The 14,832-nt window shown below is 47.9% G+C and carries 15 protein-coding genes and 2 tRNA genes; all 17 read left to right on the forward strand.

All coding sequences use genetic code 11. The features are described from left to right. The first annotated feature begins 14 nt into the window (after window positions 1-14). Window positions 15-100, forward strand: a tRNA-Tyr gene (locus BUA17_RS28640). A gap of 7 nt (window positions 101-107) precedes the next feature. Next, window positions 108-180 (forward strand) — tRNA-Lys (locus BUA17_RS28645). 162 nt (window positions 181-342) lie between these two features. Further along, complete coding sequence (locus BUA17_RS28650; RefSeq protein WP_244552245.1) at window positions 343-1,539, forward strand: PucR family transcriptional regulator; 1,197 nt, start codon at window positions 343-345, stop codon at window positions 1,537-1,539. Window positions 1,540-1,642: 103 nt separating this feature from the next. Further along, window positions 1,643-2,767: an ABC transporter ATP-binding protein gene (gene ugpC / locus BUA17_RS28655; RefSeq protein WP_063566522.1), complete on the forward strand. Its 1,125-nt coding sequence runs from the start codon at window positions 1,643-1,645 to the stop codon at window positions 2,765-2,767. A 263-nt stretch (window positions 2,768-3,030) separates the two neighbouring features. Beyond that, on the forward strand, window positions 3,031-3,969 hold the full coding sequence (hprK, locus tag BUA17_RS28660; RefSeq protein ID WP_063566521.1) for an HPr(Ser) kinase/phosphatase: 939 nt from the start codon (window positions 3,031-3,033) through the stop codon (window positions 3,967-3,969). 126 nt (window positions 3,970-4,095) lie between these two features. Continuing rightward, entirely contained in the window at window positions 4,096-5,133 is a 1,038-nt protein-coding gene (gene lgt, locus BUA17_RS28665; protein ID WP_063566520.1) for a prolipoprotein diacylglyceryl transferase, read from the forward strand. A gap of 6 nt (window positions 5,134-5,139) precedes the next feature. Then, window positions 5,140-5,790 carry a pyrophosphatase PpaX gene (gene ppaX, locus BUA17_RS28670; RefSeq protein WP_063566519.1) on the forward strand — a complete coding sequence of 217 codons (651 nt, stop codon included), beginning with the start codon at window positions 5,140-5,142 and terminating at the stop codon, window positions 5,788-5,790. Continuing rightward, window positions 5,787-6,314 carry an acyltransferase gene (locus BUA17_RS28675; protein ID WP_072735749.1) on the forward strand — a complete coding sequence of 176 codons (528 nt, stop codon included), beginning with the start codon at window positions 5,787-5,789 and terminating at the stop codon, window positions 6,312-6,314. Before ppaX ends, BUA17_RS28675 begins: the two co-directional genes overlap by 4 nt. A 476-nt stretch (window positions 6,315-6,790) precedes the next feature. After that, complete coding sequence (locus BUA17_RS28680) at window positions 6,791-7,984, forward strand: ATP phosphoribosyltransferase regulatory subunit (protein ID WP_072735750.1); 1,194 nt, start codon at window positions 6,791-6,793, stop codon at window positions 7,982-7,984. Window position 7,985: 1 nt separating this feature from the next. After that, window positions 7,986-8,645, forward strand: coding sequence for an ATP phosphoribosyltransferase (gene hisG / locus BUA17_RS28685; RefSeq protein WP_063566516.1), 660 nt, complete (start codon window positions 7,986-7,988; stop codon window positions 8,643-8,645). Between the two features lie 107 nt (window positions 8,646-8,752). Continuing rightward, the gene (gene hisD / locus BUA17_RS28690; RefSeq protein WP_072735751.1) at window positions 8,753-10,057 is read left to right on the forward strand and encodes a histidinol dehydrogenase; all 1,305 of its coding nucleotides are present in this window, start codon (window positions 8,753-8,755) and stop codon (window positions 10,055-10,057) included. After that, window positions 10,050-10,679 (forward strand): imidazoleglycerol-phosphate dehydratase HisB, encoded by a 630-nt coding sequence (gene hisB, locus BUA17_RS28695; RefSeq protein WP_063566514.1) that lies wholly within the window; start codon window positions 10,050-10,052, stop codon window positions 10,677-10,679. Before hisD ends, hisB begins: the two co-directional genes overlap by 8 nt. A 3-nt stretch (window positions 10,680-10,682) precedes the next feature. Further along, complete coding sequence (gene hisH, locus BUA17_RS28700) at window positions 10,683-11,303, forward strand: imidazole glycerol phosphate synthase subunit HisH (protein WP_072735752.1); 621 nt, start codon at window positions 10,683-10,685, stop codon at window positions 11,301-11,303. A 102-nt stretch (window positions 11,304-11,405) separates the two neighbouring features. Beyond that, the gene (hisA, locus tag BUA17_RS28705) at window positions 11,406-12,140 is read left to right on the forward strand and encodes a 1-(5-phosphoribosyl)-5-[(5-phosphoribosylamino)methylideneamino]imidazole-4-carboxamide isomerase (RefSeq protein WP_024634114.1); all 735 of its coding nucleotides are present in this window, start codon (window positions 11,406-11,408) and stop codon (window positions 12,138-12,140) included. Window positions 12,141-12,371: 231 nt separating this feature from the next. Further along, window positions 12,372-13,133 (forward strand): imidazole glycerol phosphate synthase subunit HisF, encoded by a 762-nt coding sequence (hisF, locus tag BUA17_RS28710; protein WP_072735753.1) that lies wholly within the window; start codon window positions 12,372-12,374, stop codon window positions 13,131-13,133. Beyond that, window positions 13,126-13,854 (forward strand): bifunctional phosphoribosyl-AMP cyclohydrolase/phosphoribosyl-ATP diphosphatase HisIE, encoded by a 729-nt coding sequence (hisIE, locus tag BUA17_RS28715; protein ID WP_064641184.1) that lies wholly within the window; start codon window positions 13,126-13,128, stop codon window positions 13,852-13,854. Before hisF ends, hisIE begins: the two co-directional genes overlap by 8 nt. Before the next feature lie 11 nt (window positions 13,855-13,865). Next, entirely contained in the window at window positions 13,866-14,690 is an 825-nt protein-coding gene (gene hisJ, locus BUA17_RS28720) for a histidinol-phosphatase HisJ (RefSeq protein ID WP_072735754.1), read from the forward strand. The last annotated feature ends 142 nt before the right edge of the window (window positions 14,691-14,832 follow it).

Consider the following 14,832-nt stretch of genomic DNA (forward strand, 5'->3'; position numbering starts at 1 on the left):
CACCATGTAATCCTGGAGGATTAGCGAAGCGGCCAAACGCATCAGACTGTAAATCTGCTCCCGTACGGGTTCGGTGGTTCGAATCCATCATCCTCCACCAGTTTTTCGAGTCATTAGCTCAGTTGGTAGAGCACCTGACTTTTAATCAGGGTGTCGAAGGTTCGAGCCCTTCATGACTCATCTTTTGAAAAAGAGTGATTGATCATTAATTTGATTAATCACTCTTTTTTGTTATAGATAAATAAATTAATAATGTGGAAACTCTGATAAAGACTGAAAAAGGCGATGCTGCGCAAGATATGATAAAATAATAGAAAAAAGCAGAGTGGTGGCGTTCATTATATGAAGCTCATACCTGATCTAAAAAAACAAATCGAAGCAATTATAGGTACTACATTGGACGAATCCGTGATAACTATAGAAGAATGGAATCAATATGGATTGAGCTCAGCTCACCGTATAACTGTTCCAGTGGCTCATAATACTCTTACAAAAGAGGCCGAAGGTTTCTTACGTGATGATGAGAAGATGGATGGTTTAGCAAAGGATGTAAGCAGTTGGCGTACAGAAGACCATATATATTTTAAAATCGGGATGAACGAGGAAGAAGGTACTGTTTTATATTGGGGATGCTCTGTTGACGCCGTTACGCTGGAAGTACAGCGTTTAATTGAACTTCTCATTAGTAGTCATAGGGAATCGTTAGATGAAGAACAGCCTGTGATATATGAAAACGATAGAGAACAACAGCTTGCTGAATTGGGACAGTGGCTTCGGAAACAGGTTGAGCAAAGAGTTCAGCAGGAACCTATACCGGATCATTTTTCATTGGATGGAGAATTGAACACAGAGAAAATCCCATTTTTGCTGCAATGTGAGACACCTGATGCTCATCGTATTCGTTCGAAGGAATTGAACAAGTTACTCGAAAGTTACTTCGGTGAAGAGATTATACTGATTCCTGTGGGAGCGCAGGAGTGGGTGTTTCTGGGTGATGAACAGATTGTCACAGGCGAAGCTGAAGAGGATACGACGGAAGCCAGAAAAGATTTGTTGAATGCCTTCTGTCAGGGGCTCTACGAATTGGTAGCCAGTGAATGGGCGGGTGTATTTCATTTGTCTGCATCCTTACCGTGTATCCCTGCAAAACAGCTATCTTCTGTCACGGCACTTCTTCAAGAGAGTGTTCACTTGGGCAGAGCTTTCCATGTCGTGCAACACATTCATCTTCCTTGGGATCTGCACCTTGAGCGTTTGGTAGATAGTATTCCTGTGCAACAGCGACTTCGTTTTATACAGGAAACGGGGAAAGGCACTGTGTTGTTTAGTGATAGTGAAACACTGGCTACAATGGAGACCTTCTTCAATCTCGATTGTAATGTCAGCGAGACGGCAAAGCGACTCTTTATTCATCGAAATACCTTGGTATATCGTTTGGATAAGATCAAACAGGAGATTGGATATGATGTTAGAAACTTCGAAAGTGCTGTTCTGGTGCGACTTTTATTGCTTATGTACAAAGTGACGAAAAAGCTTTGATATTTTTGTGCAGTTTGCGAATAGTCAAACATCATGCAAATGGGTTAATATAAAACTACAAAATGTATTCGATTACAAAATGATCTCTGAGGAGGCAACAATCATGGCTGGTGTACGTTTAGAGCATATTTTCAAAAAATACCCGGGTTCTGATAAAGCAACAGTAGTTGATATTAACCTGGACATTAAAGATAAAGAGTTTCTGGTACTGGTAGGTCCGTCCGGTTGTGGTAAATCAACAACACTGCGTATGATCGCAGGCCTTGAGGAAATTTCTGAAGGTAAACTCTATATCGGTGACCGCGTCGTTAATGATGTTGCTCCTAAAGACCGCGATATCGCGATGGTATTCCAATCCTATGCCTTGTATCCGCATATGAGCGTATACCAAAACATGGCGTTTGGTCTGAAATTGCGTAAAGTGAAAAAAGATGAGATCGACAAACGTGTACGTGAAGCAGCTAGAATCCTGGATATCGAGCATTTGCTTGAGCGTAAACCTAAGGCATTGTCCGGTGGTCAACGTCAGCGTGTCGCTCTGGGACGTGCGATCGTCCGTGATCCACAAGTGTTCTTGATGGATGAGCCTCTCTCCAACTTGGATGCAAAATTGCGTGGTCAAATGCGTGCTGAGATCACTAAACTTGCGAAACGTTTGGAAACAACCGTTATCTACGTAACGCATGACCAGATCGAAGCAATGACAATGGGTGATCGAATCGTTGTTATGAAGGATGGTATCATCCAACAAGCTGCTTCTCCGGAAGAGCTTTACAACCTCCCTGCTAATCTGTTCGTAGCTGGTTTCATCGGTTCCCCGACAATGAACTTTATCTCGGGTAAATTGGCTGAGCAAGGTGCTAGCATGCATTTCGTAGCTCCTGGTGTGGACGTTGAAATCCCACAAGGTAAAGCACAAGTGCTGAAATCAAGAGGATACATTGGTAAAGAAGTCATTCTGGGTGTTCGTCCAGAAGACATTCACGAAGAGCCAGTATTCCTGGAAGCATCCCCGAACTCTGTATTCTCTACACACGTAGACGTAACAGAGAACCTGGGTCACGAAATGCTCCTCTACTTGAGCGGTGTAGGTAACGACACTACAATCGCACGTGTAGACGGACGTTCCAACACTCGTGATGGTTCTACAGTTAAAATGGCAATTGACATGAACAAAGTTCATATCTTTGACAAAGAGACTGAAGCAAACGTTCTTCTTCAAGACTAATAGTACTGAGATTCATCGGTAACGATAGAATCTATCAGTTAACGCAATCATACATTGTAATCTGAGCCCCTTCCGTTATTGCTGGAAGGGGCTTTTTTACTCATACACGGGTGGAAGCCAAGATTGCATTCATCCCGGAATTCATTTAAGATTATTTGAAGGTTAGATGCTGTAACAAACAACATGAATGCGCTATTAATGCAATGGAATGACGCTAATGCTGATGTACATAGAGGGCAGCGAATGCTGAAAGGAAGAGACAAATGGCGAAAAAAGTGAAAGTATCTGAATTGGTACAACAATTCCAGTTGGAGGTTGTTTCTGGATCTCACGGACTGAAGAGAGTCATTACTGTAGACGATTTGAACCGTCCTGGCCTGGAAATGGCCGGTTATTTTGAATATCATCCACAAGAACGGGTACAGCTGCTTGGTAGAACAGAGCTGGCCTTTTTTGCAATGTTGCCAGAAGATGAGCGCCGTGATCGGATGCAACGCCTTTGTACGGAAGAAACGCCATGTATTGTAGTAACCCGTGGACTTGAAGTGCCACAGGAACTGATTGACATCAGTGAAGAACAGAACCTTGCTGTGCTTCGCAGCAACATGGCTACAACGATTCTGTCCAGCCGGATTACTGGATTTCTGGAGAAGAAACTGGCGCCTACAGCAACGATTCACGGTGTACTCTGTGATGTGTATGGAGTAGGGATGTTAATCACCGGAAGCAGTGGCATTGGTAAGAGTGAAACTGCACTGGAACTGGTAAAACGTGGTCACCGATTGATCGCCGATGATGCGGTAGAAATTCGTCAGACATCAGACTTCCAGCTGCACGGAACTGCGCCAGAATTGATCCGTCACCTGCTTGAGATCCGTGGTGTCGGGATCATCAACGTAATGACATTGTTCGGTGCGGGTGCGGTTCGTAATAACAAACGGATTACACTGGTTGTTCGTCTGGAAGCTTGGCAGCAGGATAAACAATATGATCGTCTTGGCCTGGATGAAGAGACGACACGCATCATTGACACAGATGTACCGCTTGTAACGATTCCTGTTCGTCCGGGGCGGAACTTGGCTGTTATCATTGAAGTAGCGGGAATGAACTATCGCTTGAAACAGATGGGGCTGAATGCTGCGTTGCAATTTACGAACAAGCTGACAGCAACGATCTCTGAAGATATGGAAGACATGGACTAAGAAGAGAAGGATCTATTATATGATTAAAGGCCAATTGTTGATGTGTTTTACTCCTTTATAGAGCGTTGGAGACATACAGCAGTTGGTCATGCTTGTGAATGAGTCAATTTATAGGAGTGTGAATGAATGGATACATTATTACTGTTGAACCCGATAGCGTTCTCCATCGGAGCGTTAAAGGTTCACTGGTACGGGCTTATTCTCGGTACAGCGGCACTTGTAGGTTTGCTGCTCGTCATCCGGGAAGGCAAACGATATAACATTCCGCAGGAAGTGTTCATGGACATGGTTCTGCTTGGTGTGCCTTCTGCCATTATCGGTGCCCGCATATACTACGTGGCATTTCGATGGGACGATTATAAGGATAATTTCTGGGATGTCTTTAAAATATGGAATGGTGGTATCGCCATATATGGCGCACTGATTGGTGCGATCATATGTGCAGTCATTTTCTTCCGTCGTAAAGGGTATAATTTCTGGCGTATGGCCGACATCTGTGCACCTGGATTGATCGTTGGACAAATGATCGGACGCTGGGGTAACTTTGTAAATCAGGAGGCCTATGGCGGTCCTGTAGAAGAATCATTTTTGAGAGACAAGCTTCATTTGCCAGACTTTATCGTTAATCAGATGAACGTGGAAGGTGTATTCCATCATCCTGCATTTTTGTATGAATCGATGTGGAGTCTTGTTGGTCTGATCATCTTGCTGGTGCTTCGTCGTCAGAAGTTCTTGCGTGCTGGTGAGCTGTTTATGTCCTATTTTATCTGGTACTCAATCGGTCGATTCTTTATCGAAGCGCTGCGTACCGACAGTCTGGGATTCCAGGCTCCGCAATGGGTTGCCTCCATGGTTAATGGATTATGGTCACCGATGACAGCTATGGGCTTCGAGCAAGGATATCTTGATCCAGCCTACGGTAACGTAAGAATTTCGCAGCTGCTGGCTATTGGGATCATTGTTGTTGCGGTAGTCTTCATCGTCGTGAGAAGAATGACAGGCAAGGCAGATGTACGTTATAGCGATCCGATTGTATCTTCCAAGGTTCCTTCAGAATCATCGGATGATATGGTGCAAACAGGCCCGGTTGCAGGCAAAGAGGACACGGTAACTCCAGTCTCGACCAAAGAGGATCTGAAGCAAGCTGAAGAGAAAAAGGAGTAATGCAACATGATTGACACGGTTTTGTTTGATCTGGATGGAACGATTATCGACACGAATGAACTAATTATTAACTCTTTCCTTCATGTAATGGAGGATTTGCAGTTATCTACCCCTTGGACACGCGAACAGATCATTCCTCATATGGGAGGAACACTGGAGAATCAGATGCGTACGTTTTCTGGGAAAGAGGATGTTGCGGAGTATGTCAAAGGATATCGGGCGTACAACGACGTTCATCATGAGGCGATGGTTCAGCCGTTTCCTCACGTGATTGAAGTCGTTGAGGCTCTTCATGAGGCAGGAATTGTGATGGGTGTTGTCACGACGAAGATTCGTCCATCTACTCTTAAAGTGCTGGAGCGTTTCGACCTGTTGAAGTATATGAAATCGATTGTGACAGTTACCGACGTAACCAATCCCAAACCGCATGCTGAACCGGTGCTAAAGGCGATCGAAGAGTTAGGTGCAGATCCTTCCAAAACATTAATGGTGGGTGACAGCCCAGTCGATATTCAATCGGCACAGAACGCGGGTGCGCTTGCGGCAGGCGTAGCCTGGTCCCTTAAGGGAGAGGCGGTATTGAGCGGCTATAACCCGGATTACATTTTGCACGACATGAAGGACTTGCTTAAGCTGATTGAAACGGAACGTTCATGAGAAAAGTAACCCGCTATCCCGTAGAAGGTCATAACGCACTTTGGCATATCTACAAGACAGTGAGTCCGTGGAAAGGCGTGCGTAATTTTATCTGGATTCAGTTGTCACGGTACTGCCCGATTCTATCGGTCAAGAACTGGATCTATCGTCGCATGCTTGGCATGAAGGTGGGTAAACATACGGCATTTGGTTTGATGGTGATGGTTGATGTGTTCTTTCCGGAGAAAATTACGGTAGGCGAAAATTCCGTGATTGGTTACAACACCACGATCTTGGCTCACGAGTATCTTATTAAAGAGTACAGACTCGGTGAGGTGATTATTGGGGAAAATGTATTGATCGGTGCTAATTCAACCATCCTGCCGGGTGTGACCATTGGAGACGGTGCGGTAGTAGCAGCAGGAGCAGTTGTTCATAAGGATGTAGCTCCGGGGGCTTTTGTAGGAGGGAATCCACTTCGTGATCTGTCTCGCTCGAATGCTTCGGCGGAGGAGATTGTCTTAAAGGCTGATGAAAACAAATGATTTTGGGAGACGGCCTACGGACATATCTGAAAAGATCACCAACAAAGGATACGAAAATTAACCTGAATGGATTCAGTCAGGGGAAGAGCAATAAGTCGAACGGACTGGAATAAGGAAGCTGCTGATGGCAGCTTTTTTCGTATACAAATAATTAGACTCATGTTCAGCAATGGGATCAAAATGGAGGATGTAGTACAAGCAACCCAAAGGGGCCGTATTGTTGACGATGGATAGTCATTCATGTTATCATATCCCATATCCTTTAGTTTGTTAGCACTTTACCATGTTAAAGAAACAAGATGGAAGTTAACTATAATTAAGCATAAATGAACACGTACTAAACATTTTCTAAAGGCTGCCTGGCAGCAACGATAAAAATTCAGGTTCAAGATAGAATGGGGATTTACACTACATAAATCCTGTTGAAATAGAACGTCTACCAATCTTAAATTACTGACTCGGGGTGAATAATACCAATGTCCAAACCAAAAGGCTTTGAAAAACCGACAGGTTTTCGTGACTATACACCACATGTTGTGACCAAGCTGCGAACGATTGAGCGGAATGTACTGGAATGCATGGAACGCTGGGGTTACCGTCAAATCATTACGCCAACGATTGAATACTACGATACCGTAGGTGTAGCTAGTTCCACATCGGATCGCAAGCTGTTTAAATTATTGAACAGTCGCGGGACTACGCTCGTACTAAGATCAGATTTGACAGCTCCGATTGCACGGGTGGTCTCTTCTCTATTAAAGGATGAGGAGCTTCCTCTGCGTTTGTCCTATCATGCGAATGTGTTTCGTTCCATTGAAGAGGAAGCAGGACGTGAGGCGGAATTTTTCCAGACAGGTGTAGAGCTTGTCGGTGATGATTCGCCAGAAGCAGATGCAGAAGTTGTAGCACTTGCGATTGCTTCTTTGCAGGCAGCGGGTGTGTCTTCCTTTAAAATTGCGATGGGTCATATGGGATTTCTGAACGGGTTACTGGAAGAAGTCATTCCGGGTCAAACGGTACAACAGGAACAGTTGAAAGAAGGATTGCTGGGACGTGATTATGTCGGCTATCGCCAATCCATTGAAGCATTGAATCTGGAACCGAAACTGAAGGAGCAGCTTGAAGCTATTTTGCGTCTGCGTGGCGGTAAAGAAGTATGTACACACGCAGCAGAGCTGAGTTCAAGTACTGAAGCAGCACAGTCCATTGCACATCTCTGTGCAGTATTCGAAGTGTTGGAAGCGTACGGTGTTTCTGAGCATGTGCTGATTGATCTGACGATGATTGGTGATTTCTCCTATTATACAGGCATGACGTTTGAAGGGTATGCGGCAGAGCTTGGATCCCCGGTATGCAGTGGCGGACGATATGATAATCTGTTACAGCAGTTTGGCCGTTCATTACCGGCTACAGGATTTGCACTCAAAACAAACCGTATTATCGATGGTGTTCATGGAATTACGATGGAAGAGAAGAAGCCTGTACTTATTCAATATACTTCGGAACACCGGGCTGAGGCTCTAACAGAGGCGGCGAGACTACGCAGCATTGGTCAGAATGTAGTAACATACCTCCTTCCTAAAGATGGGGCAGAGGCTCTAACAGGCAACAAGTCAATCCAGGCTGAGCAGGTTATCACGTACGGGCATGAAAATGGAGGGGGACGCTGAGATGTCGGATATTTTGAAGGTAGCTATGCCGAAGGGCCGAATCTATAAGAAAGCCTCCAAACTGTTCCGTGAAGCAGGGCTTGATATTCCGGAAGACGTGGACGATACGCGCAAGCTGGTCATCGAAGTGCCGGAAGCGGGGATGGAGTTCATCATGGCGAAGCCCGTAGACGTGCCAACGTATGTGGAGTATGGAGTAGCGGATATTGGCATAGTGGGTAAAGACGTTCTGCTTGAGGAAAATCGGGACGTATACGAATTGTTGAACTTGGGTATCGCCCAGTGCCGCATGTCTGTTATTGGACTACCGGACTGGACACCTGGCATTCAGCAGCGAGTGGCAACAAAGTACCCGAGAATCGCTTCCCAATATTTCCGCGAGCAAGGACAGCAGGTGGAAGTAATCAAACTGAACGGGTCCATCGAACTGGCGCCGCTGATCGGTCTGGCAGATCGAATCGTCGATCTGGTGGAGACTGGTCAGACGTTGCGTGAGAATGGACTCGTGGAGATGACGGGTATTCTGGATATCACAAGCCGCCTTATTGCCAATCGGGTCAGTTATCGGATGAAGAATGCACGGATTCAAGCATTATGCGATGCTCTCCAACAGGTCATTCCAGCCTCGAATGAGGTGTCTTCGGGGATCTTTCGGGGATAAATCTAGCATGTAAGATGGAGCAGAAGTAACTAATCGATGATTGATCATATAGCATAAACGGATATTAGAGGTATCACAGGTTATACAGGGATAGGGAGGTTGTACTCATGAAAATTGTACCTGCACGGGAGTTTGATTTGAAGCGGGAAGTGGAATACGGTACACCTGAGCAAAATGAAGCGGTACGGCGCATTGTCAGCGACATTCGCCGGGAAGGAGATGCGGCACTGTTGCGTTACACAGAGCAGCTGGATCGCACGAAGCTGACGGCTGCGGAGCTTCGCGTGCCGCAGGAAGAGCTGCAAGCAGCCTATGCAGCTGTGGAGCCTTCCTTCGTGACGGCGATCCGTCAGGCCGCCGCTAACATTCGTGCGTTTCATGAGAAGCAGAAGCGCAACTCATGGATGGATTGGCAGCCGGACGGCAGTCTGCTGGGCCAGGTAATCCGACCGCTGAAGCGGGTCGGCGTTTATGTACCTGGCGGCAAAGCAGCGTACCCTTCGTCGGTGCTGATGAATGTGATTCCGGCACAGGTGGCTGGCGTGCCGGAGATTGTTTTGGTGACGCCGCCGTCAACAAATGGCGGTGAAGGTATTAACCCGTACATTCTCGTGGCTGCTGCGGAAGCAGGCGTGAGCGAAATGTACCGAGTTGGCGGCGCTCAGGCAATCGCCGCCCTCGCCTATGGCACGGAGAGTATTGCCCCGGTCGACAAGATCTGTGGACCGGGCAATATTTACGTGGCGCTCGCGAAGCGTGAGGTTTATGGCGCAGTCGATATCGATAGTATCGCCGGGCCGAGTGAGATTGTGGTGCTCGCCGATGATACGGCGAATCCGGTATATGTCGCCGCCGACTTGTTGTCGCAGGCGGAGCACGACGAGATGGCATCGGCCATTCTCGTCACAACCTCGGCCGTGCTGGCGGAAGCCGTGCAGGCCGAAGTGCGGCAGCAGCTAGAAGTGCTGCCGCGGCGTGATATCGCTGCTGCTTCCGTGGAGCAGTATGGCGCAATTATTGTGGTCGATTCCATCGATGAGGGAATCGATGTGGTGAACCGGCTCGCACCGGAGCATCTGGAGATCATGGTGCAGGAGCCCATGGCTTACGCTGGCCGGATTGAGAATGCCGGAGCGATCTTCCTCGGCCCGTATAGCTCGGAGCCGGTAGGGGATTATTTTGCGGGACCGAATCATATTATTCCGACAAATGGAACGGCACGATTCAGCTCACCTGTGGATGTGGATGATTTTATCAAAAAATCAAGTTTGATCTATTACAGCAAGGAAGCGTTGCTCCAAAATGGAGCGGCTATTATAGAGCTGGCCCGGCATGAAGGGCTCGAAGGACACGCCCGTGCGATCGCTGTACGGTTAGAACAGGAAGGAAAGGCGGAATCGGATAATGGATAAGCAGAATAATGGTTTGGACCTTCAGAATAAGGGTGCTGTACGTCAGGCAGAGGTAGACCGCAAAACAAATGAAACGAACATTCAGCTTTCTTTTGCCGTAGATGGAACCGGGCAATCCGAGATTGAAACGGACGTACCTTTCCTGAATCATATGCTCGATCTGTTCACAAAGCATGGACAATTCGATCTGAACGTACAGGCGCGCGGCGATGTTGATATTGATGACCACCACACGGTGGAGGATATCGGAATCTGTCTGGGACAGACCCTTCGTGAAGCATTGGGTGACAAGCGGGGCATCAAACGTTATGCGAGTGTTTTTGTGCCTATGGATGAGGCTCTCGCTCAGGTAGTCATCGATGTCAGCAACCGCCCTCACTTTGAGTACCGCGCACAATACCCATCTCAGCAAGTGGGCAGCTTCTCAACCGAGCTGGTACATGAGTTCCTGTGGAAACTGGCGCTGGAAGCGCGCATTACATTGCACGTTATCGTGCACTACGGACAAAATACACACCACATGATCGAGGCGATCTTCAAAGCATTGGGACGTGCACTGGACGAGGCAACAACGATTGATCCACGTGTAACGGGTGTGCCTTCCACGAAGGGAGTGCTGTAGACGATGGCGATTGCAATTGTCGATTATGGTATGGGGAACCTGCACAGCGTCGGCAAAGCGGTCGAACGTCTTGGCTACGAAGCGCTGGTCACAGGTGACCGGGATGCGATTCTTGGTGCAGATGGTGTGATATTGCCAGGTGTAGGTGCATTTGGCGATGCCATGGTGCACTTGAGAGAGAGTGGCTTGGACGCTGTGGTGAAGGAAGCGGCAGCTGGACCAACACCGCTGCTCGGGATCTGTCTGGGCATGCAGCTGTTGTTCAGCTCAAGTGAGGAGCATGGCGAGCATGAAGGATTGAATATTTTGCCGGGTAAAGTGGTGCGATTTGCACCGGGAGAACTAAAGGTTCCACATATGGGCTGGAATCGATTGCAGTTCCTGCACCCGGAAAATCCGCTATTCGCGGGGCTTGAGGCAAGTCATGTCTATTTTGTCCATTCATATCATGCACGTACGGACGTAGAGAGCGATCTATTGGCAGTAACGGATTACGGACATCCGGTTACGGCGATTGTTGGCAGAGGCTCCAATTTCGGTATGCAGTTCCACCCGGAGAAGAGCGGAGAGCTGGGTATGAAGCTGCTTGGAAACTTCCTGGCGTTGACTGGATCAAAGGCGTAATCATAATCAGCGATCATATGATTTTTTAATTCCATCCTTATAAAATAATACGTAGCTAATCTTATATAGAGCACAAATATGAATATATTCAGGAGGCCTTGTATGTCATCTTTTATCATATATCCGGCAATTGATATCCGGGACGGCAAATGTGTAAGACTTGTGCAGGGAGATTACAATCAGGAGACGGTATATAACGATGACCCGGTTCAAGTTGCTCTTTCCTGGGAGAAGCAAGGTGGTACATACGTTCATCTGGTGGATCTGGACGGTGCAAAAGCAGGTCATCCCGTGAATGATGAGCTGATCGGGCGTATTGCTTCGGCCGTGAACGTGCCTGTTCAGGTCGGTGGAGGTCTTCGTACAGTGGCTGATGTAGAACGTTTGTTGGGTCTCGGTGTAAGTCGTCTTATTATCGGGACAGCCGCTATTGAAGATCGCGCTTTTACAGAAGAAGTACTGGGACGGTATGGAGACAAAGTAGCTATTGGCATTGATGCACGCAATGGCTATGTGGCGACACGCGGGTGGCTGGAGACATCGGAAGTTCAAGCTGAGGTACTGGCGAAGGAGCTGGCGGCATTTGGTGCCGAAACCTTCATCTTCACAGACATCTCCCGTGATGGCATGATGCAGGGTCCTAACGTGGAAGCGATCGTGTCTCTTGCGAAGGCGAGTGGCCGTACGGTGATTGCTTCCGGGGGAGTTAGTGTCATGGATGATCTGCTTCGTTTAAGCAAGCATGCGGAAGATGGTGTCGGAGGAGCAATCGTAGGTAAAGCGCTGTATACTGGTAGTATTGATCTTTCCGAAGCGGTACGTGCGGTAAATAAATAATAGCGATACTATATAGGCTCAAATAAACATTGGCACGATAACGGAGAGGACAGAAATAACCTGAAGAAGTGAAAGGTTCGCCTTTATCCCCGGATTTTCCCTTTAAAAAAGGATCAAAAAATCTGGGGATAACAGCGCTCGTAAGGTTGTTCTGTCATCGGAGTGGCTAGTGTGAATATTCTAAGTTGAACTTATACAGGTATGCGATCATCAGGAGAGAGGAAGAGGAGCATGCTGGCAAAAAGAATCATTCCTTGTCTGGACGTGAAGGACGGCCGGGTTGTCAAAGGCGTTAACTTCGTCAATCTCCGCGATGCGGGTGATCCGGTGGAGCTGGCGGCGCTGTATGACCGCGAGGGTGCGGACGAACTGGTGTTTCTCGATATCTCCGCTTCGGTGGAAGGCCGCGAAACGATGGAAGAAGTGGTGCGACAAACCGCAGGCGAGATCGCCATTCCTTTTACCGTAGGTGGAGGGATCTCCAAGGTGGAAGACATGAAGCGCATTCTGCGTGCAGGAGCGGACAAGATTGCGGTAAATACGGCAGCTGTGCTTAATCCTCAGCTGATTGCAGACGGAGCACGTCGCTTTGGTTCCCAGTGTATCGTCGTTGCAATAGACGCCAAGTATAATGAGGCTTGGGGCGAATGGGAAGTGTACACGCATGGTGGACGTAAACCTTCAGGAATTAAGGCGCTTGATTGGGTTAAACAGGCGGAGACCTTAGGCGCTGGCGAAATTCTGCTGACAAGCATGGACGCGGACGGAACGAAGGACGGATTCGATCTGAAGCTGACTGCAGCGGTATCCGAATCGGTACGTATTCCGGTCATTGCTTCAGGCGGTGCAGGCAAGGAATCCCATTTCTATGATGTCTTCACTACAGGCAAAGCGGACGCAGGTCTAGCAGCAACGATATTCCATTACAAAGAAATCGCCGTTCCGGCGTTAAAACAACATTTGAGAGAGCAAGGGGTGGAGATCCGTGACTAATGTAAGCAATGAGATTAAGGAGCAGTTATCCTTGGAGCAGGTTGTGGAACACATTCGCTGGAGCGATGGTTTGGTACCTGCCATTGTGCAGGATGCAGAGACACGTCAAGTTCTGATGATGGCTTATATGAATCGGGAATCCCTAAAATTGTCGCTGGAATCCGGTGAAACGTGGTTCTGGTCACGCTCGCGTCAAGAGCTGTGGCACAAGGGCGCAACTTCAGGTAACGTACAGACGATTACTTCATTGAAATACGATTGTGATGGTGACACCTTGCTGGTTGAAGTGAAGCCGAACGGACCTGCTTGCCACACCGGAGCAGTGACGTGTTTCCATAATGAAATCGTGGGCTTGCCAGAGCAATCAGCAAATCAGACTTCAGGTGATTCTATTGCAACGACTGCAAGTGCCAGCTCCGAAAGCCGTTTTGAAGTACTGGCTGAACTGGAATCGGTCATTGCAGAGCGTGAACGTGAGCGTCCGGAAGGTGCATATACGACGTACCTGTTCGATAAAGGCGTTGATAAAATTCTGAAAAAAATCGGTGAAGAAGCGTCCGAGACGATCATTGCCGCCAAAAATAAAGACAATGACGAGCTTCGTCTTGAGGTCAGTGACCTGATGTACCACTTGCTCGTTCTGTTGCAAGAGCGCAAGCTGCCGCTGGATGACATTATGTCAGAGCTGAGCCGTCGCCACGAGCGGCCTCGCCGCGATTAGGAGGCGAGCCTGTGCTAATAGACTATCATACACACCATGAGCGGTGTGGTCATGCGGTTGGCAAGCTGGAGGCTTATGTGCAGCGTGGGGTGGAGATTGGCTTGTCGCAGATTGGGCTGTCGGATCACATGCCTTTGCTGCATGTAGACCCTGCTCACTATTATCCTGAGATGGCAATGCCTATGGACGAGCTGCCGCGTTACGTGGAAGAGTGTTTCTCTCTGAAAGAGCGCTACCGTGGTCAGATTGATGTGCGTGTCGGCCTCGAAGGCGACTATATCGAAGGCTGGGAGACAGAAATTCGGGCCATTATTGAGCGGTATCCATGGGACTATGTGATTGGATCGGTTCATTTTCTCGGGGAATGGGACATTACGGATTTTCGCCAGACCCATCATTGGGAAGGGAAAGACGTACTAGAAGTCTATCGTCAGTACTATGATGCTGTGAGCAAAGCGGCAGCGACGGGAATGTACGATATTATGGGTCATACAGATGTGATCAAGCGCTTTGGCTTCACTCCGGCACCAGAGCAGACTGAAGAGCGTATAGATCTGGAGAATGCGGCGCTGCAAGCTATCGCAAAAAGTGGCTGTGCTATGGAGCTCAATGCATCAGGATTATCGAAGCCATGCGCAGAGATGTTCCCTGGTCGCCGGATGTTAACGGAGGCCATTCGATTGGGAATTCCGCTGACCCTTGGCTCCGATGCACATGATCCGCTGAAGCTAGGCGATTATCTGCCTGAGGCCGAGGCGCTCTTGCGTGAGCTGGGCTGTACGGAGGTAGCCGTTTTTGAAGGTCGACAGCGCTCGTTCCTTTCTTTAAATGTATAAGGTAGTGGAGTATAATGAGGGTAGGAAATAACCTTTTTAGAGGTAGTTCAAAAAAGTCCGCTTTTGATTACGAAGGATGCCTAATGGCATCATCAGCGTCGAAGCTGGAATTCAGCCGAAATGTTCGTTGCTCACGTAGTTT

Source organism: Paenibacillus sp. ov031, from assembly GCF_900143165.1.
In the GTDB taxonomy this organism is placed as follows: domain Bacteria; phylum Bacillota; class Bacilli; order Paenibacillales; family Paenibacillaceae; genus Paenibacillus; species Paenibacillus marchantiae.

Coding starts and splice junctions, on each gene's coding strand:
- hisH (WP_072735752.1), top strand. CDS start 10,683: ATGGCGATTGCAATTGTCGATTATGGTATGGGGAACCTGCACAGCGTC.
- hisA (WP_024634114.1), top strand. CDS start 11,406: ATGTCATCTTTTATCATATATCCGGCAATTGATATCCGGGACGGCAAA.
- hprK (WP_063566521.1), top strand. CDS start 3,031: ATGGCGAAAAAAGTGAAAGTATCTGAATTGGTACAACAATTCCAGTTG.
- BUA17_RS28680 (WP_072735750.1), top strand. CDS start 6,791: ATGTCCAAACCAAAAGGCTTTGAAAAACCGACAGGTTTTCGTGACTAT.
- hisG (WP_063566516.1), top strand. CDS start 7,986: ATGTCGGATATTTTGAAGGTAGCTATGCCGAAGGGCCGAATCTATAAG.
- ugpC (WP_063566522.1), top strand. CDS start 1,643: ATGGCTGGTGTACGTTTAGAGCATATTTTCAAAAAATACCCGGGTTCT.
- BUA17_RS28675 (WP_072735749.1), top strand. CDS start 5,787: ATGAGAAAAGTAACCCGCTATCCCGTAGAAGGTCATAACGCACTTTGG.
- hisD (WP_072735751.1), top strand. CDS start 8,753: ATGAAAATTGTACCTGCACGGGAGTTTGATTTGAAGCGGGAAGTGGAA.
- hisF (WP_072735753.1), top strand. CDS start 12,372: ATGCTGGCAAAAAGAATCATTCCTTGTCTGGACGTGAAGGACGGCCGG.
- ppaX (WP_063566519.1), top strand. CDS start 5,140: ATGATTGACACGGTTTTGTTTGATCTGGATGGAACGATTATCGACACG.
- lgt (WP_063566520.1), top strand. CDS start 4,096: ATGGATACATTATTACTGTTGAACCCGATAGCGTTCTCCATCGGAGCG.
- hisB (WP_063566514.1), top strand. CDS start 10,050: ATGGATAAGCAGAATAATGGTTTGGACCTTCAGAATAAGGGTGCTGTA.
- BUA17_RS28650 (WP_244552245.1), top strand. CDS start 343: ATGAAGCTCATACCTGATCTAAAAAAACAAATCGAAGCAATTATAGGT.